The 25,648-nt window shown below is 69.9% G+C and carries 21 protein-coding genes; 8 read left to right on the top strand and 13 right to left on the bottom strand.

What is annotated here, in order from left to right; all coding sequences use genetic code 11:
* Nucleotides 1–4: 4 nt before the first annotated feature.
* The 7 genes from NYO99_RS03095 to NYO99_RS03125 are packed head-to-tail and all read right to left on the bottom strand — an operon-like array spanning nt 5 to nt 7,289.
* The gene (locus NYO99_RS03095) at nt 5–1,549 is read right to left on the bottom strand and encodes a flavin monoamine oxidase family protein (protein WP_268165632.1); all 1,545 of its coding nucleotides are present in this window, start codon (nt 1,547–1,549) and stop codon (nt 5–7) included.
* Entirely contained in the window at nt 1,546–3,111 is a 1,566-nt protein-coding gene (locus NYO99_RS03100; protein WP_268165633.1) for a polyamine aminopropyltransferase, read from the bottom strand. The genes NYO99_RS03095 and NYO99_RS03100 overlap by 4 nt, the downstream gene beginning before the upstream one ends.
* Complete coding sequence (locus NYO99_RS03105) at nt 3,108–4,067, bottom strand: TolB family protein (protein WP_268165634.1); 960 nt, start codon at nt 4,065–4,067, stop codon at nt 3,108–3,110. Before NYO99_RS03105 ends, NYO99_RS03100 begins: the two co-directional genes overlap by 4 nt.
* A gap of 37 nt (nt 4,068–4,104) precedes the next feature.
* A complete protein-coding gene (locus NYO99_RS03110; RefSeq protein ID WP_268165635.1) occupies nt 4,105–4,449 on the bottom strand; it encodes a YciI family protein in 345 nt (114 codons plus the stop codon).
* Nucleotides 4,442–4,663 carry a DUF350 domain-containing protein gene (locus NYO99_RS03115; RefSeq protein WP_268165636.1) on the bottom strand — a complete coding sequence of 74 codons (222 nt, stop codon included), beginning with the start codon at nt 4,661–4,663 and terminating at the stop codon, nt 4,442–4,444. The genes NYO99_RS03110 and NYO99_RS03115 overlap by 8 nt, the downstream gene beginning before the upstream one ends.
* A 21-nt stretch (nt 4,664–4,684) precedes the next feature.
* Nucleotides 4,685–6,265 carry a DUF4178 domain-containing protein gene (locus NYO99_RS03120; protein ID WP_268165637.1) on the bottom strand — a complete coding sequence of 527 codons (1,581 nt, stop codon included), beginning with the start codon at nt 6,263–6,265 and terminating at the stop codon, nt 4,685–4,687.
* Nucleotides 6,258–7,289, bottom strand: coding sequence for an SPFH domain-containing protein (locus tag NYO99_RS03125; RefSeq protein ID WP_268165638.1), 1,032 nt, complete (start codon nt 7,287–7,289; stop codon nt 6,258–6,260). Before NYO99_RS03125 ends, NYO99_RS03120 begins: the two co-directional genes overlap by 8 nt.
* 114 nt (nt 7,290–7,403) lie before the next feature.
* Here NYO99_RS03125 and NYO99_RS03130 point away from each other — a divergent pair, with 114 nt between their 5' ends.
* The 6 genes from NYO99_RS03130 to NYO99_RS03155 all read left to right on the top strand — a co-directional run bounded on the left by NYO99_RS03130 (nt 7,404) and on the right by NYO99_RS03155 (nt 14,589).
* The gene (locus NYO99_RS03130) at nt 7,404–7,877 is read left to right on the top strand and encodes a molybdenum cofactor biosynthesis protein MoaE (protein ID WP_268165639.1); all 474 of its coding nucleotides are present in this window, start codon (nt 7,404–7,406) and stop codon (nt 7,875–7,877) included.
* Nucleotides 7,874–8,239 (top strand): fluoride efflux transporter CrcB, encoded by a 366-nt coding sequence (gene crcB, locus NYO99_RS03135; protein WP_268165640.1) that lies wholly within the window; start codon nt 7,874–7,876, stop codon nt 8,237–8,239. The genes NYO99_RS03130 and crcB overlap by 4 nt, the downstream gene beginning before the upstream one ends.
* 59 nt (nt 8,240–8,298) lie before the next feature.
* Complete coding sequence (gene clpB / locus NYO99_RS03140; protein ID WP_268165641.1) at nt 8,299–10,893, top strand: ATP-dependent chaperone ClpB; 2,595 nt, start codon at nt 8,299–8,301, stop codon at nt 10,891–10,893.
* Nucleotides 10,894–11,069: 176 nt separating this feature from the next.
* Nucleotides 11,070–11,246: a hypothetical protein gene (locus NYO99_RS03145; RefSeq protein WP_268165642.1), complete on the top strand. Its 177-nt coding sequence runs from the start codon at nt 11,070–11,072 to the stop codon at nt 11,244–11,246.
* Nucleotides 11,247–11,285: 39 nt separating this feature from the next.
* Nucleotides 11,286–13,409, top strand: a complete 2,124-nt coding sequence (locus tag NYO99_RS03150; RefSeq protein WP_268165643.1) for a TonB-dependent siderophore receptor — start codon at nt 11,286–11,288, stop codon at nt 13,407–13,409.
* A 7-nt stretch (nt 13,410–13,416) separates the two neighbouring features.
* Nucleotides 13,417–14,589: a PepSY-associated TM helix domain-containing protein gene (locus NYO99_RS03155; RefSeq protein ID WP_268165644.1), complete on the top strand. Its 1,173-nt coding sequence runs from the start codon at nt 13,417–13,419 to the stop codon at nt 14,587–14,589.
* Here NYO99_RS03155 and NYO99_RS03160 read toward each other — a convergent pair.
* Nucleotides 14,530–15,510, bottom strand: a complete 981-nt coding sequence (locus tag NYO99_RS03160; RefSeq protein ID WP_268165645.1) for a DUF2804 domain-containing protein — start codon at nt 15,508–15,510, stop codon at nt 14,530–14,532. The genes NYO99_RS03155 and NYO99_RS03160 overlap by 60 nt on opposite strands.
* Nucleotides 15,507–16,493, bottom strand: a complete 987-nt coding sequence (locus NYO99_RS03165) for an AraC family transcriptional regulator (RefSeq protein ID WP_268165646.1) — start codon at nt 16,491–16,493, stop codon at nt 15,507–15,509. Before NYO99_RS03165 ends, NYO99_RS03160 begins: the two co-directional genes overlap by 4 nt.
* 127 nt (nt 16,494–16,620) lie before the next feature.
* Here NYO99_RS03165 and NYO99_RS03170 point away from each other — a divergent pair, with 127 nt between their 5' ends.
* Nucleotides 16,621–17,496, top strand: a complete 876-nt coding sequence (locus NYO99_RS03170; RefSeq protein ID WP_268165647.1) for a sterol desaturase family protein — start codon at nt 16,621–16,623, stop codon at nt 17,494–17,496.
* A gap of 6 nt (nt 17,497–17,502) precedes the next feature.
* Here the strand turns inward: NYO99_RS03170 and NYO99_RS03175 are convergent, their stop codons facing one another.
* The 3 genes from NYO99_RS03175 to NYO99_RS03185 all read right to left on the bottom strand — a co-directional run bounded on the left by NYO99_RS03175 (nt 17,503) and on the right by NYO99_RS03185 (nt 23,689).
* A complete protein-coding gene (locus NYO99_RS03175) occupies nt 17,503–19,503 on the bottom strand; it encodes a S9 family peptidase (RefSeq protein WP_268165648.1) in 2,001 nt (666 codons plus the stop codon).
* 80 nt (nt 19,504–19,583) lie between these two features.
* On the bottom strand, nt 19,584–21,584 hold the full coding sequence (locus tag NYO99_RS03180) for an alpha/beta hydrolase family protein (protein WP_268166451.1): 2,001 nt from the start codon (nt 21,582–21,584) through the stop codon (nt 19,584–19,586).
* A gap of 62 nt (nt 21,585–21,646) precedes the next feature.
* Entirely contained in the window at nt 21,647–23,689 is a 2,043-nt protein-coding gene (locus NYO99_RS03185) for an alpha/beta hydrolase family protein (RefSeq protein WP_268165649.1), read from the bottom strand.
* 132 nt (nt 23,690–23,821) lie between these two features.
* On the opposite strand from NYO99_RS03185, the gene nadB reads away from it, so the two are divergent.
* A complete protein-coding gene (gene nadB, locus NYO99_RS03190) occupies nt 23,822–25,426 on the top strand; it encodes an L-aspartate oxidase (RefSeq protein WP_268165650.1) in 1,605 nt (534 codons plus the stop codon).
* Here nadB and NYO99_RS03195 read toward each other — a convergent pair.
* On the bottom strand, nt 25,423–25,644 hold the full coding sequence (locus tag NYO99_RS03195; protein WP_268165651.1) for a type II toxin-antitoxin system antitoxin: 222 nt from the start codon (nt 25,642–25,644) through the stop codon (nt 25,423–25,425). The genes nadB and NYO99_RS03195 overlap by 4 nt on opposite strands.
* Nucleotides 25,645–25,648: the final 4 nt, after the last annotated feature.

A 25,648-nucleotide genomic window follows, 5' to 3' on the forward strand; every position in this document is an offset into this window, starting at 1 on the left:
GCGTTCAGAGCCTGACCCGCGCCGCCGCGCCGACGCCGGCCGTGTAGGCCTCCTCGAACACCGAGTACCCCGCCAGGTCGCTGTGCGCGAACACGACCCGGCCGCTCGCCTCGTTCAGTGCGGCCAGTGCCGCCGAGCCGCGCAGGCCCGGCGTCGGGATGCTCATTGCGTGGCCGAAGCGGCACAGGTCGATGCGCTCGACCTGGCCGGGCAGATCGGGGTGCGTCTGCGCCAGCTCGTCGATGACGACCTGGGCCCAGTGCTGCCATGGCTGGCTCAGCAGCTCGCCGCGTTGCGAGGCCGGCAGCGCGAGGTAGGCGGTCAGCAGCGGCGGCTGTGGCGTCGGGTCCAGCGACTGGTGGCGGGCGTTCACATAGCCCAGCGCTGTTGTGCCGTAGCGCACGCTGTCCCACGCAGATGGCAGGCCGGGGCGGATCAGCAAGGGCTCGCGCAGCAGCACATTGGCCGTCAGCCAGGGCGCGTAGCTGGGCTTCAGTGCACGCAGCGCGGCGGGTGGCGCGGCTAGCAGCCGGGCGCTGACGAACAGCGGCGTCGCCATGACGACGGCACGCGCGGCCCAGCGCTCGGGGGCGTGGGCGGCCTCGTTCCAGGCCAGTGCCTCGATGCCGTCGCGCGTCTCGGTCACGCGCAGCACGCTGCGGCCCAGGTGCAGGCGGTCGCGCAGCGGCTCGGCGATGCGCTGGCTGAGCCAGCCGTTGCCCTCGGGCCAGGTCAGCACGGGCTCGCGCTCGGCGCTGTCATCGCCTGGCGCATGGAAGCCGTGGCGGCTGGCGAAGTAGTGCAGGCCGGCCCAGGCCGACACGCCGTCGGCGCTGGCGCCGAAGTCGTCGCGGCAGCAATAGTCCAGGTACCAGCGCAGCCGTGTGTCGTGCAGGCCCTGGTGGTCCAGCCAGGCGGCGAAGGTCTGTGCGTCGAGCGCGGCGTGGGCGGGTGTCCAGCGCGCGCGGCGTGTCGGCATCGCAAAGCCGGCGTTGCGCTGCGCCTGCGCGACGAGCGCGGCGAAGCGCCGGTACTGCTCGCGCGTGGCCGCGTCGTCGGCCGGTGGCAACAGGCCCTCGTGCCAGGCGCCGTCGATGAACAGGCGCTCCTGCGGGCTGTGGCACAGGTGGCGCTCGTCCCAGTCGGTGCGGCCCAGGCGCTGGCGTGACAGGCCCAGCTCGGCCAGCAGCTGCGACACCTCGTGCGCGTCCGCGCCGGGCAGCGGCAGGTAGTGCGCGCCCAGCGGGCAGGGCGCGCCGCCCAGTGCGTGCGCGCGGCTGTTGCCGCCGGCCTGATCCTCCAGGTCCAGCAGCGCGATGTCGTCCACGCCGCGTTGGCTCAGCGCCCGCGCGCAGGCCAGGCCGGCGATGCCGGCGCCGACGATGAGCACGCCCGTCTGGCGCAGCGGGCCGTCGGCGCGCGGCAACTCGCCGCGCAGCCGATGCCCGCGCTCGGGATGCGTGCCGACCCAGCCGCCTCGCAGCGTGGGCGCGTCGGGCGTGCAGCCGGCGGCCGCCACGCCCGCGAGCAGCAGCGTGCGCCGCCTCAATGCACCGCTCCCCATTCCTCCTCAAAGGTCTGCACCAGCACCTGGTTGCTCAGGCGGTTGACCTCGCTGGGCACGCGGGCCATGTCGGGCGGGAAGTCCAGCAGCGTGGGCAGGGTCTGTGCGCTCATGAAGCGCAGCCCTGGTGGGAACTGCGTCGGCAGCCGGAAGGGGCGGCGCGACGCGAGGATGAAGCCCCATTCGCCAAAGGACGGCACATGAGCGTGGTAGGGCGTGGCCGTCAGCCCGACAGACTCCAGCGTGGCCACGACCGTCCAGAAGCTGCGCCGCGCGATGAGCGGCGACGTGGATTGCACGACCGCATAGCCGCCGGCGCTCAGGCGCTGGTCCACGAACTCGTAGAAGCTGGCCGTGTAGAGCTTGCCCAGTGCGAAGTTGGACGGGTCGGGGAAGTCGATGATGATGATGTCGAAGGTCTCGGTCTGCTGCTCCAGCCAGCCGAAGGCGTCGGTGTTGATGACGCGCAGCTTCGGTGACGACAGCGCCTGGCCGTTCAGCGCGGCGAGTTTGGCGTTGTCGCGGAACAGCGTCGTCATCAGCGGGTCCAGTTCCACCAGCGTGACCTGCTCGACGCTGGCGTACTTCAGCACCTCGCGCACGGCCATGCCGTCGCCGCCGCCCAGCACCAGCACACGCTTGGGCGCACCGTGCGCGGCCATGGCCGGCTGCACCAGGGCCTCGTGGTACCGGTACTCGTCGCGCGAGTGGAATTGCAGATTGCCGTTCAGGAACAGCCGGGTGCCGCCAGCGCCCTCGGTGACGACGATGCGCTGGTAGGCGCTGCTTTGCTTGAAGACGATGTCCTCGCCGTAGAAGCGGTCCTCGGCCCAGGTCGTCAGCCGCTCGGCACCCAGCAGCGCGGCCAGCAGCAGGCCGGCGGACAGCGCACAGGCCGCGCCCATCGCGCCACGCGCCCGCACATCGGCCCGGAACAGCCACAGCGCCCACACCGCGACGGCCACGTTCAGCAGCCCGAACACCACGCCCGTGCGCACCAGCCCCAGGTGCGGCACCAGCACCAGCGGGAAGGCCAGCGCCACGAGCAGCGCGCCGAGGTAGTCGAAGGTCAGCACCTGCGACACCAGGTCCTTGAGCCCGTAGCGCGCGCTGAAGTGGCGCTTGAGGATGCGCATGACCAGCGGAATCTCCAGCCCCACCAGCGTGCCCACCAGCAGCACCAGCGCATACAGCAGCACGCGGAACGGCGTGGCGGCGCCCGGCGGCAGCAGGCTGTGCACGGCGAACAGCGCCGCTGGCATCAGCCCGCCGATGACGCCCACCAGCAGCTCCACCTGCAGGAACACGCCCACCAGCTGCCGCTCCACGAAGCGGGACAGCCACGAGCCCAGCCCCATCGCGAACAGGTAGACGCCGATGATGGTGGAGAACTGCAGCACCGAGTCGCCGAGCAGGTAGCTCGCCAGCGCGCCGGCAGCCAGCTCGTAGACCAGGCCGCAGGCCGCGATGAAGAACACGCTGACGAGCAGCAGCACCTCGGCGGCCGAGACGCGCGCGGCGGCGGTGGGAGGGGCGGCGTCGCTCAAGGCTTGGGCGGCGTCAGCGTCACGGACACGGCCAGCCGCGTGCCGTCCGGGCTGGCCGCGATGTTGCGCACGGCGCCGCCCAGCGCGGGCAGGTCGGCGAAGGGCTGGAAGCCGCTGCCGGCCTTACCGTCCCAGCGCAGGAACAGGTGGCCGCGCGCCATCAGCAGCGAGCCGTCCGGCAGCCGGGCAAAGTACTGCGGCCGGTTGGCGGGCTTGTCACCCTCGGGCAGCGGCGGCGTCTCCACCAGCACCTGAGGTGTGGCCTCGTCGGGGCCTTGTGCGCTGATGCGCCAGCGCTGCGGGTCGGTCTGGTCCACGAACAGCGCGCGTCGGCCATCGGCCGTGCGGGCCAGCGCGCGGCCGGGCTTGTCGGTCAGCAGCGTCTGCCGGCCGCTGCGGCGGTCGATCAGCACGGCCCGGTGCTGGTTGCGCTGCGGCACGTCGTCGACGATGAAGGCGGCGATGAGTTCTGGCGTGATCCACGCGTGATAGCCGATGCGCTTGACCGGCACGACGGGCGCCACGGGCTGGCCATCCCAGCCGAAGTGCCACAGCGAGGGCTGGTGCATCTCGATGCCGTAGGCCGGGTCGGCCGTGACCACGCGGATGGCCGAGAAGCCGCTGCCGTCGGGCAGCGGGGTGGGCGAGTAGAGGTTCTCGGTCGTCCGGGTGACGGCGGTTGTGCTGCCGCTGGCGAGCTCGTGCCGGTAGACGTTGTAGCTGCCGGTGTGGCCAGCGCTGTAGACCACGGTCGCACCGTCGGGCGTGAAGGCGGGCTGGATGTGGCTGCCCTTGGTCAGCGTGATGTTGCGCAGCTCGGTGAGCGTGCCGGCCTTCAGGTCCAGCCGGGCGACGAAGACGGCGACATCGGGTGGCGCGTCCGCGGCCGCGGCGGGCAGCGCGACGGTCAGGAACAGCGTGAAGGCGTGGGCGAGGCGGCGGAGGGCGTGGTGCATGGCATGCCTGTGCAGAGCGACGGGCCGCGAGTGTCGGCTAGAAAGACACCCGCTCCGGCAGCGCCTTGCTCCAGTGGAAGATGTCCCAGCCGGCGCGCAGGCCACCGGTGGTGAAGGGGTCGGTGGCGATCAGCGCCTCGACCGCGGCCTTGTCCGGTGCGCGAACGACCCACAGCGCGCCCACTGGCGTCGCGTCGGGCGATGTGCGCAGCGAGCCTGCCACCCGCAGCATGCTGCGCTGGGCGGCGACCCATTCGAGGTGCGCTTGCAGCAGTTGCTGGCGCAGAGCGCCGGCGCCGGGCTTGTCGTGAAAACGGACGGCGAACAGCGTCCAGTCTTCATGGGCATTCGCCGTCAGCACGGCGAAGTCATGCTCACCCATGAATCGCCGCAGCGACGATGTTGCCGATGGAGATGCACATCGCCCCGACGACGATGGCCAGCGCCAGGTTCTTGTGTTCGACGATCTCTTCCCACAGCTTGTAGGGCGTGATCTTGTCGACCACGATGAAGCAGATCCAGAAGATGACGACGCCGATGAGGGCGTACATCGTCGTGCCGAGGACGACTTCGGGCTTGAGCCAGTCGAGGGTCATGGTGAGCGCTCCTTGTGCGTCTTATTTGTGGCTGCCGCCACCGCTGCTGTAGCCGCCGTAGCTGCCGCCACTGGGGATGTAGACGCCGCTGCCGCGCGTGTTGGCACGGCATTGGCGGTATTCGTTGCTGTTTTCGCCGAAGCTGGTCTTGTACTGCTGGCAGTCGTCGCTGGCGCAGGCGCGCAGCAGCGCGCCCAGCAGGAGCAGCACGAACAGCCCCAAGAACAGATAGACCAGCAGCTTGGCGCCACCGGCGTTGAAGGCTGCGGCGTCGCGCGTGAAGCTTGCGGCCGGCGCGGTGGCCAGGCCGAAGGCCTTTTGCACGGTTGCGGCGGGCAGCGTGCGGCCGGCGCTCCACGTGACCTCCGGGCCCTGCTGTTCCCGGCTCAGCAGGAACTGGCCGTCGGCGCTGGCGAAGTCGGTCACCTGCACGCGGTCGTCCAGCCGCACGGGCCAGTAGAACTCGCCCAGCACATGGGTCGTCTTGGCCTGGTAGGTCCAGCGCTGGTCGTAGTGCCGGCCCTTCCAGGTGGCGCCCTTGCGCGACGGGATGGGCGCGCCGGTCAGCGTCTGCACCAGGCTCCAGCCCTCCTGCGTGTCCACGAGGAAGGCAAAGCCCGCCAGCCGGTTGAACAGCAGGTACTCGCGCCAGAAGCTCTGCTCGTCCTCCGCATCCTCGGGGATGTCGCAGCGCTCCTGGTAGCCCACGACCTGCCAGGCTTGCGGCTTGCCGCCGGCGTCGGGCAGTGAACCGCTGCGGCCCAGCGGGATCAGCGGCGGCTGGCCTGGCGACTGCGCGGTGAAGCCCAGCGCCTTGGCGTCGCCCTCGGGCAGGTCGACAACGGCGTTGCACTGCGCGCAGACCATGCTCTTGGTCTGCGCGAGCTGGGGCTCCAGCGGCGCGCCGCAGCTGGGGCAGCCGATGGCGCGGCCCTTGAACCGGGCCTCGGCGATGGACTCGCCCTCGGCCGTCGTGCGCAGGCCCTGCAGCGCCAGCTCGGCCAGCTGCACCGGGCGGCCGACGGACCAGACGAAGGAGAGATCCTGCCGGTACTCCAGCGCGCCCACCTCGTCGCGCTCATTGCGCAGCTCGACGACGCCGCCGTCCTGCGGCACGCGCGGCAGCTCGCCCTCGGCGGCGCGCACAGTCGCCTCGATGACGGCGGCCACCTGCCAGCGCTGGCCCGCCAGCGTCAGTGGTTGGCCGACCTGGGGGGATGGCGGCGGCGCCTCGTCCAGCGGCGCCTCGAAGCTGAGGACGAACTGGCCGTTGTCCTCGCTGAGCCAGGCCACGCGGGGCGTGCCGTCGGCGTCGAACAGCAGATGCCATTCGTTCCAGTGGCCCAGCTCCGAGCCGCGCTGCACGCGGCCGACCACGGCGAAACCGGCGCCCATCCAGCGCCCGGTGGCACCCAGTTGCAGCGGCGAGTAGTCGTCAAAAATCTCGGCGCTCTGGCCGATGCGGCTCAGCGTGTCACCGTCGCGCAGCAGCGTGCTGCGGCAGAAGCCGCACACGGCGCTGGCCGACGCTGCGCTCGCGAACTCGACGGGCGCGCCGCAGTTGGGGCAGCTCGCGCGCCAGCGGCGCTGGGACTCAGCCAAGCTTCTTCAGGAGGTCCGCTTTTTTGGCGGCGAATTCCTCGTCGGTCAGGATGCCCTTGGCCTTGAGGTCGCCGAGCTTTTCCAGCAGCGAAACGATGTCGTCGGGCCGCGTGGGGGCGGGGGCGGGCGCAGCAGCGCCCACACCGGCCAGCCCCTGGCCCAGTGTTTGCGCCAGCGTCTGGCCCAGCGCCACGCCGGCGCCCAGGCCGATGGCTTCGCCTGCGATGCCGCTGCCGCCGCCGGCTGCGCCCTTGGCCATCTCGGGCAGGGCTTGCGCGGCCTGGTACTGCATGAACTGGCCCATGTTCTGGCCGATGATGCCCATGCCGATGCGCTGGTCGAGGATCTTCTGCAGCTCCTCCGGCAGCGACACGTTCTGCATCGTCACCGAGATCAGCTCCAGCCCCAGCGCTGCAAATGCGGGCGCGGTGGCGGCCTGGAGGGCGGCGGCGAACGCGGTCTGATTGGCGGCCAGGTCCAGGAAGGGCGTGCCGCTGCCGGCGACGGCGTCGCTGATGTGCTGCAGCATGAGGCCGCGCAGCTGGCCTTCCAGCTCCTGCACCGTGTAGCGCTCGCGGGTGCCAGAGATCTGGCTGTGGAAGGTCTTGGCGTCCTGGACGCGGTAGGCGTAATTGCCGAAGGCGCGCAGGCGCACGGCACCGAAGTCTTTGTCGCGGATGGCGATGGGCTGGCTGGTGCCCCAGCGCTGGTCGATCTGCTGGCGGGTGCTGAAGAAGTAGACGTCGCTCTTGAAGGGCGACTCGAACAGCTTGTCCCAGTTCTTCAGATAGGTCAGCACCGGCAGCGTCTGCGTCGTCAGCTTGTGGGTGCCCGGGCCAAAGACGTCGGCCACCTGGCCCTCGTTGACGAAGACGGCGACCTGCGACTCGCGCACGACGAGCTGGCCGCCGTTCTGGATTTCCATGCCGGCCATCGGAAAGCGCCACGACAGCGTGCCATCGCCGTCTTCCGTCCACTGGATGACGTCTATGAACTGTTTCTTGATGAAATCCATCAGGGCCATGTCGGTTCCTGCGAACGGTGAAATGAAAGTTGGCCGCGAGTATCGGCCGGCGCGTCGGGGCGCCCTGTCGCAAACACGTGAATCTCACCGACCGAGGAGGTGAGAATCTGTGCCATGCCCAGAGTATTCATCCAAGCCGAGGACTTCGACCTTGGTCATGAGACCTTGCAACTGCGCCAGCACAACGGCGGCGTGGGCGCCGTCGTCGCTTTTGTCGGCACCGTGCGGGAGCACAGCAGCGGCGCGGCCGTCTCGGCGATGGAGCTGGAGCACTACCCCGGCATGACCGAGGCGGCCATCGAGGCCATGGTGGACGAGGCGTTCGCCCGGTTTGACATCCTCGGCGCGCGTGTCATCCACCGCGTCGGGCGGCTGCTGGCGCGTGAGCAGATCGTGCTGGTGCTGGTGAGCAGCGCCCACCGCGGCCAGGCCTTCCAGGCCTGTGAGTTCCTGATGGACTACCTGAAGACGCAGGCGCCGTTCTGGAAGAAGGAGCACACGCCGGACGGTGCGCACTGGGTGGACGCTCGAGTGGCCGACGACGAGGCGCTGGCGCGCTGGGGCATCGCCGCCGGGAACGCGGCGTGAACGCCGCTGCAGTGGCGCTGGGTGCTGCGCTGGGGGCGCTGGTGCGTTGGCAGGCCGGCCTGATGTTCAACGCGCGCTGGGCCGGCTTTCCGCTCGGAACGCTGCTGGTGAACCTGGTGGGTGGCCTGCTTATCGGCATGGCGCTGGAATGGTTGGGCCGCCAGCCCCACGAGCTGTTGAAGCTGCTGCTGGTGACGGGCTTCCTGGGCGGGCTGACGACGTTCTCGGCGTTCTCGGGGGAGTCGCTGGCGCTGCTGCGCCATGGCGAGCTGGGCATGGCGCTGGCCCATGGCCTGGCCCATGTGCTGGGCTCGCTGCTGGCGGCTTGGGCGGGCATGAAGCTGATGCAAAGCTTGATCTGAATCAACTTGAAAAGCGCTGAAAGGCGCCCACTTGGCTTGGCAACAGGAGGTCCCATCCCATGCGAGCCGACAAGTTCACCACCCGTTTCCAGGAAGCCCTGGGCGAGGCCCAGAGCCTGGCCATCGCCCGTGACAACCCCTACATCGAGCCCGTCCACGTGCTGTCGGCGATGCTGGCGCAGGACGACGGGCCGCGTGCGCTGCTGGAGCGTGCGGGCGTGAAGTCGCCCGCGCTGAAGACAGCACTGGATGGCCTGCTGGCTGGGCTGCCGCAGGTCAGCGGCGCTGGGCAGACCGTGCAGGCCGGCCGCGATCTTGTGGCGCTTTTGCAGGCGGCCGAGAAGGAGGCCGGCAAGCGCAGTGATCAGTTCATTGCCAGCGAGATGTTCCTGCTGGCCTTGGCCGACGCCAAGACCGACCTGGCCGGCATCGTGCGCGGCCACGGCCTGACGCGCAAGGCACTGGAAGCCGCCATCGAGGCCGTGCGCGGCGGCGCCAAAGTGGACTCTGCCGAGGCCGAGGGCCAGCGTGAGGCGCTCAAGAAGTACACGCTGGACCTGACCGAGCGCGCCCGCCTGGGCAAGCTGGACCCGGTCATCGGCCGGGACGAAGAAATCCGCCGCGCCATCCAGGTGCTGCAGCGCCGCAGCAAGAACAACCCCGTGCTGATCGGCGAGCCGGGCGTCGGCAAGACGGCCATCGTCGAAGGCCTGGCGCAGCGCATCGTCAATGGCGAGGTGCCTGATTCGCTGAAGAACAAGCGTGTGCTGGTGCTGGACATGGCGCTGCTGCTGGCGGGTGCCAAGTACCGCGGCGACTTCGAGGAGCGCCTGAAGGGCGTGCTCAAGGAAGTGGCCCAGGACGAGGGCCAGACCATCCTGTTCATCGACGAGATCCACACCATGGTGGGCGCCGGCAAGGCCGAGGGCGCCATCGACGCCGGCAACATGCTCAAGCCCGCGCTGGCGCGCGGCGAGCTGCATTGCATCGGCGCCACCACGCTGGACGAGTACCGCAAGTACGTGGAGAAGGACGCTGCCCTGGAGCGCCGCTTCCAGAAGGTGCTGGTGGACGAGCCCAGCGTGGAGGCGACGATTGCCATTCTGCGCGGCCTGCAGGAGAAGTACGAGGTGCACCACGGCGTGGAGATCACCGACCCGGCCATCGTCGCCGCGGCGGAGCTGAGCCACCGCTACATCACCGACCGCTTCCTGCCCGACAAGGCCATCGACCTCATCGACGAGGCCGCCGCCAAGATCAAGATCGAGATCGACTCCAAGCCCGAGGCGATGGACCGGCTCGACCGCCGCATGATCCAGCTCAAGATCGAGCGCGAGGCCGTACGCAAGGAAAAGGACGAGGGCTCGCTGAAGCGCTTTGCCCTCATCGAAGAGGAACTGCTCAAGCTGCAGCGCGAGTACGACGACCTGGAAGAAATCTGGACCGCCGAGAAGGCCCAGGCGCAGGGCTCGGCGCACGTCAAGGAGGAGATCGACCGCATCAAGCAGCAGATCGAGGACCTGAAGCGCAAGGGTGACTTCAACAAGGTCGCCGAGTTGCAGTACGGCCGCCTGCCCGAGCTGGAGAAGCAGCTCAAGGAGGCCCAGGCCAAGGAGGCGGGCAAGGCTGGCAACCCCGACAAGCCGCAGCTGCTGCGCACGCTGGTGGGCGCTGAAGAAATCGCCGAGGTCGTGGCCCGTGCCACCGGCATTCCGGTGTCCAAGCTCATGCAGGGCGAGCGCGAGAAGCTGCTGCAGATGGAAGGCAAGCTGCACGAGCGCGTGGTGGGCCAGGACGAGGCCATCCAGGCCGTGTCCGATGCCATCCGCCGCTCACGCGCCGGCCTGTCCGACCCGAACCGGCCGCTGGGCAGCTTCCTGTTCCTCGGCCCCACGGGCGTCGGCAAGACCGAGCTCTGCAAGGCGCTCGCCGGCTTCCTGTTCGACAGCGAAGACCACATGGTGCGCATCGACATGAGCGAGTTCATGGAGAAGCACTCGGTGAGCCGCCTGATCGGCGCGCCGCCGGGCTATGTCGGCTACGAGGAAGGCGGCACGCTGACCGAAGCCGTGCGGCGCAAGCCTTACTCGGTGCTGCTGCTCGATGAAGTGGAGAAGGCTCACCCGGACGTGTTCAACGTGCTGCTGCAGGTGCTGGACGATGGGCGGCTCACCGACGGCCAGGGTCGCACGGTGGACTTCAAGAACACCGTCATCGTGATGACGTCCAACCTCGGCAGCCAGCACATCATGGCGCTGGCGGGGCAGGGCGAGGACGTCATCCGCGACGCGGTGTGGGGTGAGGTCAAGAGCCACTTCCGGCCCGAGTTCCTGAACCGCATCGACGAGACGGTCATCTTCCATGCGCTGGGTGCGGAGAACATCAAGGCGATTGCCAAGATCCAGCTGCGCCAGCTGGAGGCGCGCCTGGAGAAGCTGGAGATGAAGCTGGATGTGTCCGAGGCGGCGCTGGACGAGATCGCCAAGGTCGGCTTCGACCCAGTGTTCGGTGCCCGGCCGCTGAAGCGTGCCATCCAGCAGCGTGTGGAGAACCCGCTGTCCCGGCTCATCCTGGAAGGCAAGTTCGGCCCGAAGGACGTGATCCCGGTGGATGTGGACGGCGGCGAGTTCTCGTTCGGGCGCGTGGTGCATTGAGGGCCGTCACTGACGCCGGTTGGGTGCGTCGGCCGGCGCATCCGCCCCTCAAACCGCTTTGATCGCAAGACAAAGCGGTTTTTCTTGGTTTCATGCATATAATAAGAATTATTCGCATTTGTATTTGAGGGGTGGCGATGCCGCACAACGCACGCTCACGGGCTCTGCATCACGCGATGCCCGATGGCCGCCATGCGGGCTGGCTGTTGTGGCGCTGGCCGGTGGCTCTGGGCCTCGTGAGCGCCAGCGGCCTGGTTTCGGCGCTGGTGTCGGACACCTGGGGCGATGCCTGGTCCTGGCTGGCGCTGGGCCTGCCGGTACTCGTCATCGCTTGGTGCTCGCTGCGCCGCTGAACGCCTTTCCGTTTCCACTGTTACTGCCTTGCCTGCTCGATGACTCGTCCTGCCTTTCTGTTGACCGCCTGCGCACTGGCTGCCGCCGGCACTTGCGTCCAAGCCCAGATCGCCGCCACCGGCCCCGATGCGCCGCAGGCCGCCAACCTGGAAACCGTGGTGGTGACAGGCAAGCGTGCCAACCGCGTGTCCAAGGGCGCCACGGGCCTGCCGATGGACGTCAAGGAGACGCCGCAGACCATCAGCAGCATCGACCGCGAGGACATGGCCAACTTCGGCCTCACCGGCAGCAACGAGGCCCTGGGCCTGGCCACCGGCATCAACGTCGAGCAGTACGAGACCAACCGCGCCACCTTCAACGCCCGCGGCTTCGACATCCAGCTGACCCAGATCGATGGCCTGGGCATGACCAACTCCTGGGGCACCGTCGTCGGCCGGGAAGACACCTTCCTGTTCGACCGCATCGAACTGATCCGCGGGGCCAACGGCCTGCTGACCGGCGTGGGCAATGCGTCGGGCACCATCAACTACATCCGCAAGCGACCGCTGAACCAGGACAGCAGCGAGTTCAACGTCACCCTGGGTCAATGGGGCAAGAAGCGCGCGGCGCTGGACGTCAACCAGGTGCTCACCGCGGACGGCGCCTGGGCCGGCCGCCTGGTGGTGGCGCATGAGGACAAGGACTCGTACCTGCGCGATCTGCACAACCAGCGCAGCTCGGTCTATGGCGTGGTGGACGGCCAGATCGGCAGCCACGGCGTGCTGACGGTGGGCATCACGGCGGTCGACGCCAAGCAGGACTCGCCGATGTGGGGCTCGCTCACGCTGCTGCGCGCCGACGGCACGCAGGCCGACTTCCCCGTGGGCGCCTCCACCTCGCAGCGCTGGACCTACTGGAACACCCGTTCTTACAACGCCTTCATCGAGTACGCCCACCAACTCGCCGAGGGCTGGGAGGCCAAGCTGACCTACAACACGCGCCACGGCGACGAGTCGACGCGGCTGCTTTACGCCTACTCGCCCACCGGCGTGCTCAAGGCCGACAACACCGGCCTCGTCGGCTGGCCCTACCGCAGCGAGGGTGACACCGACCACCGGGTGCTGGACGCCAACCTGAGCGGCAACTTCACGGCCTTTGGCCGCCAGCACCGGCTGCTGCTGGGCCTGAGCCAGTCGCGGGAGAAGACGGCCGTCGACACCTTCGCGGTGCAGAGCCACATGGGCGACGCGCTGCCGGCCTTCCCCTATGGCGGCGACGTCTACACCGAGCCCACCTGGGGCACGCGCCAGCCCAGCACCCGTGGCGAGCAGAAGCTGACGCGCTTCTATGCCGCCTCGCAGATCGGCCTGACCGAGCAGCTCAAGGGCATTCTCGGCGTCAATGCCGTGCGCCTGGCGCGCAGTGGCGCCTCCATCTACGGCAACGCGGCGACCAACACCGTCTACCCCGACACCCGGGAGGTCAGCCCGTATGTCGGCCTGACCTACGCCTTCACGCCGGCCGTCACGGGCTATGTGTCCTACTCGGACATCTTCCAGAACCAGGATCAGACCGACAAGCAGGGCGAGTACCTCGCGCCGATGCAGGGCTTGAACGCCGAGGCGGGCGTGAAAGCCGAATGGCTGGACCGCGCGCTGCTGACCACCTTCGCCGTGTTCACGGCGAAACAGCAAGGCCTGGCGACCTACGGCGGCGTGATCGGTGGCACCGGCACCTCGCTCGATGGCCAGTCCTGGTACGAGGGCAAGGACGTGAAGTCGCGCGGCGTCGAGGCCGAGGCGACAGGCCGGCTGGGCAAGGACGCCAAGCTCACCCTGGGCTACACCCATCTCAAGCTCACCGGCCCCGACGGTCAGGACATCTACGAGTGGGTGCCCCGCAATACCGTCAACGTCCGTGTCGACAGCCGTGTCCCCGCACTGCCGGCCCTGCGCCTGGGCCTGGGCGGACGCTGGCAGTCCGACGTCCGCAAGGTGGGCAGCGCCAAGCAGGACGCCTACCTGGTGGCCAATGCCTTTGCTGCGTACGAGCTGTCTCCGGCCGCCACGCTACGCCTGAACGTCAACAACGTCTTCGACAAGAAGTACATCGGCGGTCTGGCCTACGGCGCCATCTACGGTGAGCCGCGCAATGTGTCGGTGACCCTGGACTACAAGCTCTGAGGTCGCCATGAGCCTCACCGCGCGCTCGCTCCGAATCTGGACTTGGCTGCACAAGTGGAGCAGCCTCGTTTGCACGCTCTTCATGCTGCTGCTGTGCCTCACGGGCCTGCCGCTGATCTTTCACCACGAGATCGGCCATTTGCTGGGCACGGAAATCGAGGCGCCGGAGCTGCCCGCCGCGCAGGACCGGCAGCTGGCCTCCGCCGACGACGTGATGGCCGCTGCGCGTGCGACGTACCCGAACCGCATCGTGCAGTTCATGGGCAAGTCCGACGATGACGAGCGGCTCTGGTGGGCGACGCTGACGCCCACGCCCGCACCGACCGATGACTACAAATCCGTGATGGTGGACGGACGCACGGCACAGGTCGTCGGTGAGTACAAGGTCGGCGAGGGTTTCATGGACCTGATGCTGCGCCTGCACGTGGACCTGTTTGCCGGCCTGCCGGGCAAGCTGTTCCTGGGCTTCATGGGCCTGCTGCTGCTGGTCGCCCTGGTGTCAGGCGTGGTGCTGTATGCGCCCTTCATGCGCAAGCTGGACTTCGGCACGGTGCGCCACGCGCGTGCCGCACGCACCCGTTGGCTGGACCTGCACAACCTGATCGGCATCGTCACGCTGGTGTGGTGCTTCGTCGTCGGCGCGACGGGCGTCATCAACACCTGGGCCGACCTGTTGATCAAGTACTGGCAGTACGAGCATGTCGGCGAGCTGGTGAAGCCCTACCAGGGCCAGCCGCTGGTGCCCGAAGCGGAGCGCGCGCCGCTGCAGCGCGCGCTGGAGGCCGCACAGACCGCGGCGCCGGGCAAGCAGCTGTTCTTCGTGGCCTTTCCCGGCACGTCGTTCTCCAGTCCGCACCACACCACGTTCTTCATGCGGGGCAATACGCCACTCACGTCCAAGCTGCTGCTGCCGGTGCTGGTCGACGCGCGCACCGCGCAGGTCACGGCCGCGCCGGAGCTGCCCTGGTACCTGGACGCGCTGCTGATCTCGCAGCCGCTGCACTTCGGCGACTACGGCGGCATGCCGATGAAGATCCTGTGGGCGCTGCTGGACATCGCCACCATCGTCGTGCTGGGCAGTGGCCTGTACCTGTGGCTGAAGAAGCGTGGCCCGGCCGTGTCACCAGCGCGAGGCGTGGTCCTCGGTCACGCCGAGCAGGCCGTTGATGCGCCGCGGTAGCGCCCGCGGGGCCGTGCGCACTTCCCCCGCGAAGGTGCCCACTGGCTGCACATAGCGGCTCGCGGCAAAGCCCAGGTTCTTGTTGGCGGCGCGAGCGCCTTCCGGCGTGAACATCAGGTCCAGCAGGCCGTCGTCGGTGCGCACGCGCCATGGCGCCAGCGGCCGGGTGGCGTCGAACTCGAATTGCGCCGCGCCCAGCGCGATCGGCGCGCCTGCCAGCCACAGCACGTTTTCCTGCTGACCCAAATAGCCCTGCTGCAGGTTGAAGCCCACGTCCGGCCCGTGTGCGCTGGCCCAGCGCCAGGCGGTGTCGCGCGCCAGCAGGCCGTTGGACGCGTCGACGGCGGCCCAGGCGCCGTCCAGCGCGAAGCGTTGCCCGGCTGCCTCGGCCCAGCCGCGCACGGGCAGGGCCGTGGTCTTCTGCGTTGCGTGGGCCAGGCCACCCGCGATGGGGGCGATGGCCAGCAGCGGCGGCGCCATGGCGGTGAGGTCCAGCTCGGCGTCGACATGCAGCGCGCGCGTGGCGACCTGCAGCCCCAGCCGCCCGCCGGCCTCGCGCAGTGACAGCCGCGCGCCGGGGCCGCGGAACCACGCGTCGGCACCGGTCAGCGGCGCGTCGCCCACGTGGGCCTGCAGGCCGGGCAGGCCGTCCTGGCTCCAGTCGGCCTGCAGCGTGCGGGTCTGGCGGTCGAACAGGTAGGCGAACGCACTGACGGCCCAGCCGACATCGACGATGGCGACGCCGATGAACACGGCCTCGTTGCCCAGGCCCACGTATTGCCAGCGCTTGTGGTGTAGCCGGCGCCACAGGCGGCCGGGCCGGGGCTGCAGGCCCGCCCAGTCGATGGCCGCGATGCGACCCGCGTAACGGCCGTGGGCAGGCGCGCCGTCGATGACGACGCTGGCAGGTGCCGGCGTCATCCCGCCTGCTGCCGGCGCCATTGCAGCGGTGCCTGGCCGGTCCATTGCCGGAAGGCGCGCGTGAAGGCGCTTTGTTCGGAATAGCCCAGCAGCAGCGCCACCTCGGCGAGCTCCACGCTGGTGTCGCGCAGATAGGCCTCGGCCAGCTGCTGGCGCGTCTGGCCCAGCAGGGCCTGGAAGCTGATGCCCTGCTCGGCGAGGCGCCGCTGCAGGCTGCGCGGGCTCATCTGCAGGCTGTCGGCCAGGTCGGCCAGCTGGGTGCGGCCGCTGCGGATCAGCCCCACCAGCGCCTGGCGCCACACGGCCAGCGGCCCGGTCACGGCCGCCACCTCCTGCAGCAGCCGTTCGGCCTGCGCGTCCAGCAGCGCCAGCAGCGCGGCATCGGCGCCGCGCAGCGGCAACGCGAGGTCGCTTGCCGCCAGCACGACGCGCGTGCTGGGCTGGCCGAAGCGCACCGGGCCGCCGAAGAAGTCTTCATAGGGGCGCACGTCGGCCGGCCGCGGGTTGACGAAGTCCACCGCCAGCGCGCGCACCGGCCGGCCGGTGAACTCGCGCGTCAGCTGCATCAGCGCGGCGATGGCGGTCTCGTCCACCAGCGCGCCGGGCCGGCCGCGCGCCACGCCCCATTCGATGCACAGCCCCTCGGCACAGGGGTGCACCTGGGCGAGGTTGACGTCGTAGATCGCGCGGTGGTGGCGCTCCAGCCGCTGCAGCGCCTCGGCCAGCGTGCTGCAGGCCAGCGCCGCGAAGCCGACGATGCCGAAGTGTCGCGGCGCAATGCCGCGCGCCAGCCGCAGCGTGAACGTGGCTTTGGGGCCGGCGTCCAGGTCACGGGCCTGCTGCAGCAGCGCCTGCCAGCGCTTGAGGGCGACGAAGCCCTGGGCAGGCGAGGGCGGCTCGCCCAGCGCGCCCGCACGGCCCTGCGCCGCCACGTGCTCAAAGAGCAACTGGACATAGCTGGCGGCGACGCGGGTGTCATCCATGGGGCTGGCATCATCCCGTGTGCCTGCCCGGCTGCCGCTGCGGGATCACCCCAGGCCTGGCGCGATCTGTCAAAAACCCGGGGTTTGCCGTCAAGAAGCCGGGCGCGTTTGGCGCCAATATCGCGGCATGGACTGGGTGCTCGATCTCTATCAACGCCACTTCGACTGGCGCGACCTGACGCTGCTGGTACTGTCGCCGCTGTTCATGATCGCCATTGCCTGCGAGGCCTGGCGCTTTCGCAGGACCGGCGTGTTCGAGCTGCGGGACAGCATCGACAGCCTGAACAGCGGCGGCAGCTACCTCGTGGCCGACCTGATCCTGCTGACGGTGCTTGTGCTGCCGGCCATGGGCTGGGTGTACGACCACCGGCTGTTCACCGTCGACGTGACGCCGCTGCGCTTCCTCGGCCTGTTCCTGTTCGTGGAGTTGCTGTACTACGGCTTTCACCGCGCGAGCCACCGCATCCGCTGGTTCTGGTGCGCGCATGTCGTGCACCACGGCTCCGAGAAGATGAACTTCGGCACCGCGCTGCGGCAAAGCTGGTTCTACCCGCTGGCCGGCAACTGGCTGTTCTACCTGCCGGCCGTGTGGCTGGGCTTCGAGCCGCGCTGGGTGCTCTTCGCGCTGTCGCTGAACCTGGGCTACCAGTTCTTCGTGCACACCACCTGGGTGGGCCGCATGCCGGCGTGGTTCGAGGCCGTCTTCAACACGCCGTCGCACCACCGCGCCCACCACGGCCGCAACCCGCAGTACATCGACAAGAACTTCGGCGGCACGCTGATCGTGTTCGACCGCCTGTTCGGCACCTTCGAGCCGGAGCGCGAGCCGGTGGACTATGGCCTGGAGCACCCGTTCCCGACGCACCACCTGTTCTGGCTGAATGCGCACGAGTGGCGGGCCATGTTGCGTGACATGGCCGCCGAGAAGACGTGGGGCCTGCGCTTGGCCCACCTGTGGAAGCCGCCCGAATGGCGGCGGCATTCCAACGGTTTCAGGGAGTGACGCCGCTCAGGGCTTGAGGTGGCGGGCCAGGAAGGCCTCCATGCGCGTCGCGAAGTCCACGCGGTTTTTCAGTATCGAGAAGCCATGGCCCTCGCCGGGGTAGGTCACCCATTCGGGCTCATGGCCAGCCTCTCGCAGCGCATCGCGCATGCGCTTGCCATGGGCCAGCGGCACGCGCAGGTCGTTCTCGCCGAAGGCCAGCAGCACCGGCGCCTGGATGCGCGCGGCCTGGCGCACGGGTGAGTTGGCGATGATCATCGCGGCGTCCTTCTCCAGGTCGCCGATGGTCTCCGGCAGGTGGTGGCGGCGGGCCTCGCCGCTGGTGTCGTCGTTGACCCACCACGAGCCCTTCAGCAGCAGCTCCAGGTCGGTGACGGCCACCCAGGCCACAGCGCAGCGGTAGAGCTCGGGGTGGCGCACCAGGCCCATCAGCGCGCTGTAGCCGCCGTAGCTGCCGCCGGCGATGCAGGCGCGGTCGCTCGCGAGGCCCTGCTGCCGGGCCCACAGCAGTGCGTCGGCCACGTCGTCCTGCATGGCCTGGCCCCACTGCTTGAAGCCGGCGCGGTAGTGCGCATGGCCATAGCCGGTGCTGCCGCGGAACTCCGGCTCGATGACGACGTAGCCGCGCGACGCCAGGAACTGCCCCCATGCATGCCAACCCCACACGTTGCCGCGCACCCAGGGCCCGCCATGCACCAGCACGACGGCGGGTAGCGGGCCCTGCGCCTGTGGGCTGCGGGTGACCCACACCGGCAGGTCGCGCCCGTCGCGGGCGCGGATGCGGTGGAAGTCCATCAGCGCCATCTCCGACGGCTTCACGTCGTTGCGCACTTTGCCCACCGCGCGCCAGGTGGCTTCACCGGCAGGCGGCTGGGCCTGGTAGAGCCAGATTTGGCCGGGGTCGCGATCGCTGAAGCTGCGCACCAGCGCACTCATGTCGGCCTCGCCGCAGCGCCGGCAGTCGATGCGGTTGATGCGGCCCGGCAGGCGCGCATCGGCCTGGGCCTGCAGCGTCTTCATCGCGTCGTGGAACCACACGGTCGTTTCGCCATCGATGATCAGCCGCACGCCGAGCGCCGGGCCGCCGGCGTCACTGAGCAGCCGACCGGTAAAGCTGAAGCCCGGGGCCTCGACCATCGCCTGCTGCTCCGGCGCGCCGCGCTCGAAGTCATAGCGGGCCAGCACCGACTCGCGCCCCTGGGCCGGGCTGCGCAGCACGTACAGCTGGCCGGCATCGTCCACCGAGTGCACGTTGAACGGCACCTCGAACAGGCCACTCTCGTACAGCCGGCGCCAGGCCTGCTGGCCGGGGCCGCGCCAGTAGGCGGCGCGCCGGCCGGCGTGCTGCGTCAGCGCCACGCGCAGCTCGCCGCGGCTGTCGGTCAGCCAGTCGACGACATGGGCCGGTGCCTGTGCATCGAGGCTGCGTGTGCGGCCGGTGCGCGTGTTCAGCCACAGCGGCGTGGCGGTGCGGTCGTCGCCGGTGCTGATGTGGGCGATGAGCACCTCATCGCCGGCCGCGGCGTCGTGGGTTGCGGGCACGCGCAGCAGCCGGTGGTTCCAGTCCAGCAGGCGCTCGTGGCGGCCGGAGCCGTCGCTGACGATGGGCCGGCCCATGCGGCGCACCAGCTGGCGCAGTTCGCTGCCGTCCACGTTGACGGCATACAGACCTGGCGCCCCGTTGGGGCGGCCGCTGCCCTCTGACAGATCCTGCACACCGAAGAGCAGGCGGCCGTCGTTCACCCAGCGGGCCTGCACGATATCGCCGTCAGCAAACTGGGCGGTGCGCATGATGCGGCCGCTGTTCAGGTCCACCACCGCCAGCCCCACGCGCGTCAGCCCGCGGGCGGTGGTGATGGCCAGCAGGCGGCCCGAGGGCGACAGGCTGGCCTCGGCAATGTCTGCGTCCTTGAAGTACACCTCGGCCGGCGGCTGCGCGGCCTGCACGGCCGCGCAGCAAAGCAGGCCGGCGATGGCGCCGGCCCAGCGTCTGACGATGGATGTCATGAGTCCTCCCGCTGCTCTGGCGGCAGCGCGCGCAGCTTAGGGCCGCCAGCGGGTGCGCCGCCGGCCCAGCCTGGCAATACTCACCGTGCTTGGGCGGAGCCGGCCGGTGCGAGGTGCTGTGCCAGGAAGGCCGCCATGCGCTCGGCGAAGTCCACCTCGTTCTTCAGCACGGCAAGGCCGTGGCCTTCGCCCGGGTAGGTCACCCACTGGGGCTCGTTGCCGGCCGCCTGCAGGGCCTCGCGCAGGCGCTTGCCGTGGGCCAGCGGCACGCGGCGGTCTTCCTCGCCGAAAGCCAGCAGCAGCGGCGCCTTGAGGCGGGCTGCCTGGAGCACGGGGGAGTTGGCCAGGATCATCCCCGCGTCGGCCTTGCCGTCGGCCACCAGTTCGGACATGCGGTAGCGCCGCATCAGGTGTGCGTCGTCGTCCACCCAGAAGGAGCCGTTCACCAGCAGCTCCAGGTCGGTCACGGCCAGCCAGGCCACGCCGCAGCGGTACAGCGCCGGGTCGCGCACCAGGCCCATCAAGGTGCTGTAGCCGCCGTAGCTCGCACCGGCAATGCAGGCCTTGTCGCTGGCCAGGCCCTGTTTCTGCGCCCAGCGCAGCGCGTCGGCCACGTCGTCCTGCATGGCCTGGCCCCACTGGCGGAAGCCGGCCTTCATGTGCGCCTCGCCGTAGCCGGTGCTGCCGCGGAACTCCGGCTCGATGACCACGTAACCGAGCGAGGCGAGGAACTGCGCCTGGGCATGCCAGCCCCAGATGTTGCCGCGCGACCACGGGCCGCCGTGCACCAGCACCACGGCCGGCAGCGGCCCCTTGGCGGCGGGGCTGCGGGTCACCCACACCGGCAGGTCGCGCCCATCGCGGGCGGTGATGCGCTGGAAGGCCATCGCCGCCATGTCCTCGGCCTTGACGGCCTCGCGCGCGCGGCCCACCTTGCGCCAGCCCTTGCCGCCGTCCAGCGGGCCGCGATGCACCCACCACTCGCCGGGCTCGCGGTCGCTGTAGGAGTGCACCAGCACCACCATCTCGGGGCGGTCGCACTGCCGGCAGGTGACGCGGTTGACGCGTCCGGGCAGCAGGCCGTCCACCTGCTCCTGCAGCGCTTTCATGGCGTCGGTCAGCCACACGGTGGTTTCGGCCTCGGTCACCACGCGCACGCCGCGCAGCTGGCCGTCGTTCAGCGTCATCAACTGGCCCGTGAAGTCGAAGCCCGGCGTGACGACCAGCGGCTGCTCCTCGGGCGCGCGGCGCGTGAAGTCATAGCGCGCCAGCACGCGCTGGCCGTCCTGGCCACGGGACTGCGTCACGTAGAGCGTGCCGGCACTGTCCACGCCGAACGGCGTGAAGGGGGCCTGGCCCAGCGCGGCCTCGAACAGCGGCTGCCAGTCCTCGCTGCCGGGCGCGCGCCAGGCGGCACTGATGCGGTCATCGCGCCGCGCGACGGCCACGCGCGCCTCGCCCCGCGGGTCGGTCAGCAGGTCGACGGTGCCGGCCGGCACCTTGAAGTCCGCGCTGCGCGTGCGGCCGGTCAGGGTGTTCAGCCACAGCGGCGTCAGCGTGCGCTCGTCGTTGACGGTCACACGGCCCACCAGCACCTCCTCGCTGCCGACGCCGTCGCGCGAGCGCAGCGTGCTGAGCAGGCGGTGGTTCCAGTCCAGCAGTCCGCCCGTGGCCGGGTCGCGGACGGTGCGGGTGTTCAGCCGGCGCACCAGCTGCAGGCGCTTGGTGCCGTCGGCATTGACGGCGAACAGGCCCCCGGCGCCGCGGCCGCGGCCGCTGCCCTGCGAGAAGTCCACCGCGCTGAACACCAGCCGCCCGTCGTTGACCCAGTGCACGTTGGTGACGTCACCGTCCTCGAACTGCACCACCCGCCGCGGCTGGCCGCCGTTGATGACGTCGAACACCACCAGGCCGGCCCGTTCGGCGCCCAGCGTGCCGGTGATGGCCAGCCAGCGCCCGCTGGGCGACAGGCGAGCGTCGACGATGTCGGGTTCGCGGAAGAACACCTCGGCGGGAGGCGGCGCGGCCTGGGCACCGGCAGCCAGCAGCACAACGGTCACACAGGCCGCCCAGCGGAACACTGTCTTCAATCGCTTCTCCTCGTCACAGCCTTGTGGGCGGAGCGGGAGCATACGGCCAGGTGTCAGCGAGCTGGGGCGGTCGTGCCCGGCGCCGGGCCGCTGTTTTGCGGGGGCGGGGCCAGGTGGCGGGCCAGGAAGGTCTCGACGCGGCGGGCAAAGTCCAGCCGGTGCGCGGGCTTGCTCCAACCATGGCCTTCGCCGGGGTAGCTGACCCACTCGGGCGGCCGGCCGGCGGCGATGAGGGCGTCGCGCATGCGCGTGCCATGGGCGAGCGGGACGCGCTGGTCCAGCTCGCCATAGGCCAGCAGCAGCGGCGCCTTCATGCGCTCGGCCAGCTTCACGGGAGAGTTCGCAGCGAGCATGGCGGCATCCTTGACAGGGTCGCCCACCAGCTCGGGCAGGGTCAGCCGGCGCGCGACGGCGCCGTCATCGGTCACCCACCACGAGCCGTTCGTCATCAGCGCCAGATCCGAAATCGCCAGCGAGGCAATGCCGCAGCGGTAGAGCTCAGGGTCTCTGGCCAGGCCCATCAGCGCGGCGTAGCCGCCATAGCTCGCGCCCACGATGCAGGCTCGATCGCTGGCCAGACCCTGCTGCTGCGCCCATTTGAGGGTGTCCGTCACGTCGTCCTGCATGGCCTGGCCCCACTGCTTGAAGCCGGCGCGGAAGTGGGCTTCGCCGTAGCCGTCGCTGCCACGGAACTCCGGTTCGATGACCACGTAGCCGCGCGAGGCGAGGAACTGCGCCCAGGCGTTCCACTGCCACACCACGCCGCGCACCCACGGGCCGCCGTGCACCAGCACGACCGCGGGCAGCGGCCCCGTGGCGCCCTCGGGGCGCGTGATCCACACGGGCAGCTCGCGGCCGTCGCGGGCCTGGATGGACTGCAGGTCCAGACTGGCCATCGTCGCCGGGTCGATGTCCTCGCGCAGGCGGCCGATGGCGCGCCAGCGGCTCTCGCCGTCGCCGGGCCGGGCCTGGTAGAGCCACAGCTTGCCGGGGTCGCGGTCGCTGTACGAGTGCACGAGCGCCACCATGTCCGGCTGGCCGCAGCGGCGGCAGTCGATGTGGTTGAGCTTGCCGGCGAGCAAGCGGTCCACCTGTGCCTGGAACTTCTTCATGCGCTCGTCCAGCCAGACGGTGGTGTGGCTGTCGACCAGCGTGCGCACGCCGAGCAGCACACCGCCCTCGCTGAGGAGGTGACCGCTGAAGTCGAAGCCTGGCGCGCGCACCAGGGGGGTGGTCGATGGCGCCCGCGTCTGCGGGTCGTAGCGTGCCAGCACGCGCTGCGCGGCGCCCGGCGGCACATGGCTGACGTACAGCGTGCCGTCATCGCCGACGCCCTCGATCGTGAAGGGCTGGTCGATCACGGTCGTGTCGTAGAGCTGTACCCAGCCGGTCTGGTTCGGTGGCAGCCAGTGGGCCTGCACCCGGTCGTTGCGTACCGTCAGCGTCGCCCAGGCTTTGCCCTGGCGGTTCACCACCCAGCGATAGCTGCTGGCGGGGGCGGTCGTGGCGTAGGCGTGCGTTGCACCGGTGTTGACGTTGAGCCAGACCGGGTTCTCCGCGTAGATGCCCCCGATGCCGCCGGTTTCGGCGAGCAGCACGCGGTCGTTGGCCTCGCCTGGCCGCAGTTCGGGCACCAGCAGCAGGCGGTGGTTCCAGCTCAGGCTGTCAGTGTGGCTGCTATCGGTGTTGATGAAGTTGTGCGTTTGGCGCACCAGCATGCGCATGCGCGAGCCGTCGACATTCACGGCGAACAAGCCCGGCGCGCGGTGGTGGCTGCCGCTGGCCTCGCCGAGGTCGGTCAGGCTGAACAGCAGGCGCTCCTCGTTGGCCCAGCGCACCTGCACCACATCCGAACTCTGCGAGCCCACGACGCGTTTCAGCGGGCCGCCAGGCGCCAGGTCCATCACGACCAGGCCGACGCGGGCTGCGCCCTTGGCTGATGTGATGGCGAGCCGCTTGCCCGAGGGCGACAACACGGCTTCGGCGATGTCGGGGTCATTGAAAAAGCTCGCGGCCGGTGGCGGAGCGGCCTGCGCGAAGGCACTCAGGGTCAGCAGCAGGGCGGTCGTCAGGGCCTGGTGGGAACGCCGAATCATGGTCTCCTCATGGTGCTGGATAGCGCTATCTTTTGGGGGAGCATAGTTCGGTTTGGCGCGTAGCCAGGCTGGTTGAGTTGGCAATCCTCACATCGCCGGACACGCAGCGCCGCTGCGGGACAATCCGCCGCCATGACTGCTGTTCCCCAGGACGACGCTCCCGTCGTCATCATCGGCGCCGGGCTGGCCGGTTTGACCGTGGCCCTGCACCTGGCCGACACCGTGCCCGTCGTCGTGCTCGCCAAGCGCGAACTGACCGAAGCCGCCACCGCCTGGGCGCAGGGCGGCATCGTCGGCGTGCTGGGCAGCGACGACTCCATCGACAGCCATGTGCGCGACACGCAGGATGCCGGTGCCGGCCTCGTCGACGAAGGCACGGCCCGCTTCATCGCCGAGCGCAGCGCGGCGGCCGTGGGCTGGCTGGTGGAGCAGGGCGTGCCGTTCACGCCCGACGACACCGGCCCCATGGGCCTGCACCTCACGCGCGAGGGCGGCCATGCGGTGCGCCGCATCGCCCACGCGGCCGACGCCACCGGCAAGGCCATCCACGACCAGTTGCTGGCCGTGGCGCGACGCCACCCCAACATCCGGCTGCTGGAGCGCTGGATGGCGGTGGACCTGATCACCTCGCGCCATGTGCAGCGCGACGAGCCGCCGCGCGTCTACGGCGTCTACGCGCTGGACATCGACACCCAGCGCGTCGAGACGCTGGCCGCACGCGCCGTCGTGCTGGCTACCGGCGGCGCTGGCAAGGTCTACCGCTACACGACCAACCCCGACACGTCGACGGGCGACGGCATCGCGATGGCCTGGCGCGCCGGCTGCCGCGTCGCGAACATGGAGTTCATCCAGTTCCACCCGACCTGCCTGTACCACCCGCAGGAACGCAGCTTCCTCATCACCGAGGCGCTGCGCGGCGAGGGCGGCCACCTGAAGTTGCCCGACGGCACGCGCTTCATGGCTGCGCATGACGAGCGCATGGAGCTGGCGCCGCGCGACATCGTCGCCCGTGCCATCGACTTCGAGATGAAGAAGCACGGCCTGGACCATGTGTGGCTGGACGCCACGCACCTGGGCGAGGCTTTCCTCATCGAGCACTTCCCCACCATCCATGCGCGCTGCCTGAAGCTGGGCATCGACATCGCGCGGCAACCCATCCCCGTCGTGCCGGCCGTGCACTTCACGTGCGGCGGCGCGGTGACTGACCTGAGCGGCCGCTGCGACCTGCCGGGGCTGTATGCCGTCGGTGAGACCGGCTACACGGGCCTGCATGGCGCCAACCGGCTGGCGAGCAACTCACTGCTGGAATGCGTGGTGCTGGGCCAGACCTGCGCCAGCGACATCCTCGGCCAACCGCCTCAGCCCGCCGCACCGCTGCCGGCCTGGGACGAGAGCCAGGTCGAGAATGCCGACGAGCAGGTCGTCATTGCCCACAACTGGGACGAGCTGCGCCTGCTGATGTGGAACTACGTCGGCATCGTGCGCACCACCAAGCGGCTGGAGCGCGCGCTGCACCGCATCGAGCTGCTGCGCGGCGAGATCGACGATTACTACGGGTCCTTCCGCGTCACGCGCGATCTGCTGGAGCTGCGAAACCTCGTCGACTGCGCCGAGCTCATCGTCAAGTCCGCGCTGATGCGCCACGAAAGCCGTGGCCTGCACTACAGCCGCGACTACCCGCAGACGCTGCCGGTGAGCTTCCCGACGGTGTTGATCAGCGAGCGCCGGCGCCGTTAGGCGTCGCCGGCTTCTGGGTCAGGCTCGGCTGCCGGCCGCCCGCGCTTGGGCGCCGGGCTGCTGGCCGGCTTGATGCCGCGCCGCGCCAGCGCGTCGCGCAGCAGGTACTCGATCTGCGCGTTGGCCGAGCGCAGCTCCTGTGCGGCCAGGCGCTCGATCTGGGCCCACAGCGCCGGGTCCAGCCGCAGCGCGAAGCTCTTCTTGTCAGGGCTGGCCATAGCG

Source organism: Roseateles hydrophilus, from assembly GCF_026712245.1.
Taxonomy (GTDB): domain Bacteria; phylum Pseudomonadota; class Gammaproteobacteria; order Burkholderiales; family Burkholderiaceae_C; genus Pelomonas; species Pelomonas hydrophilus.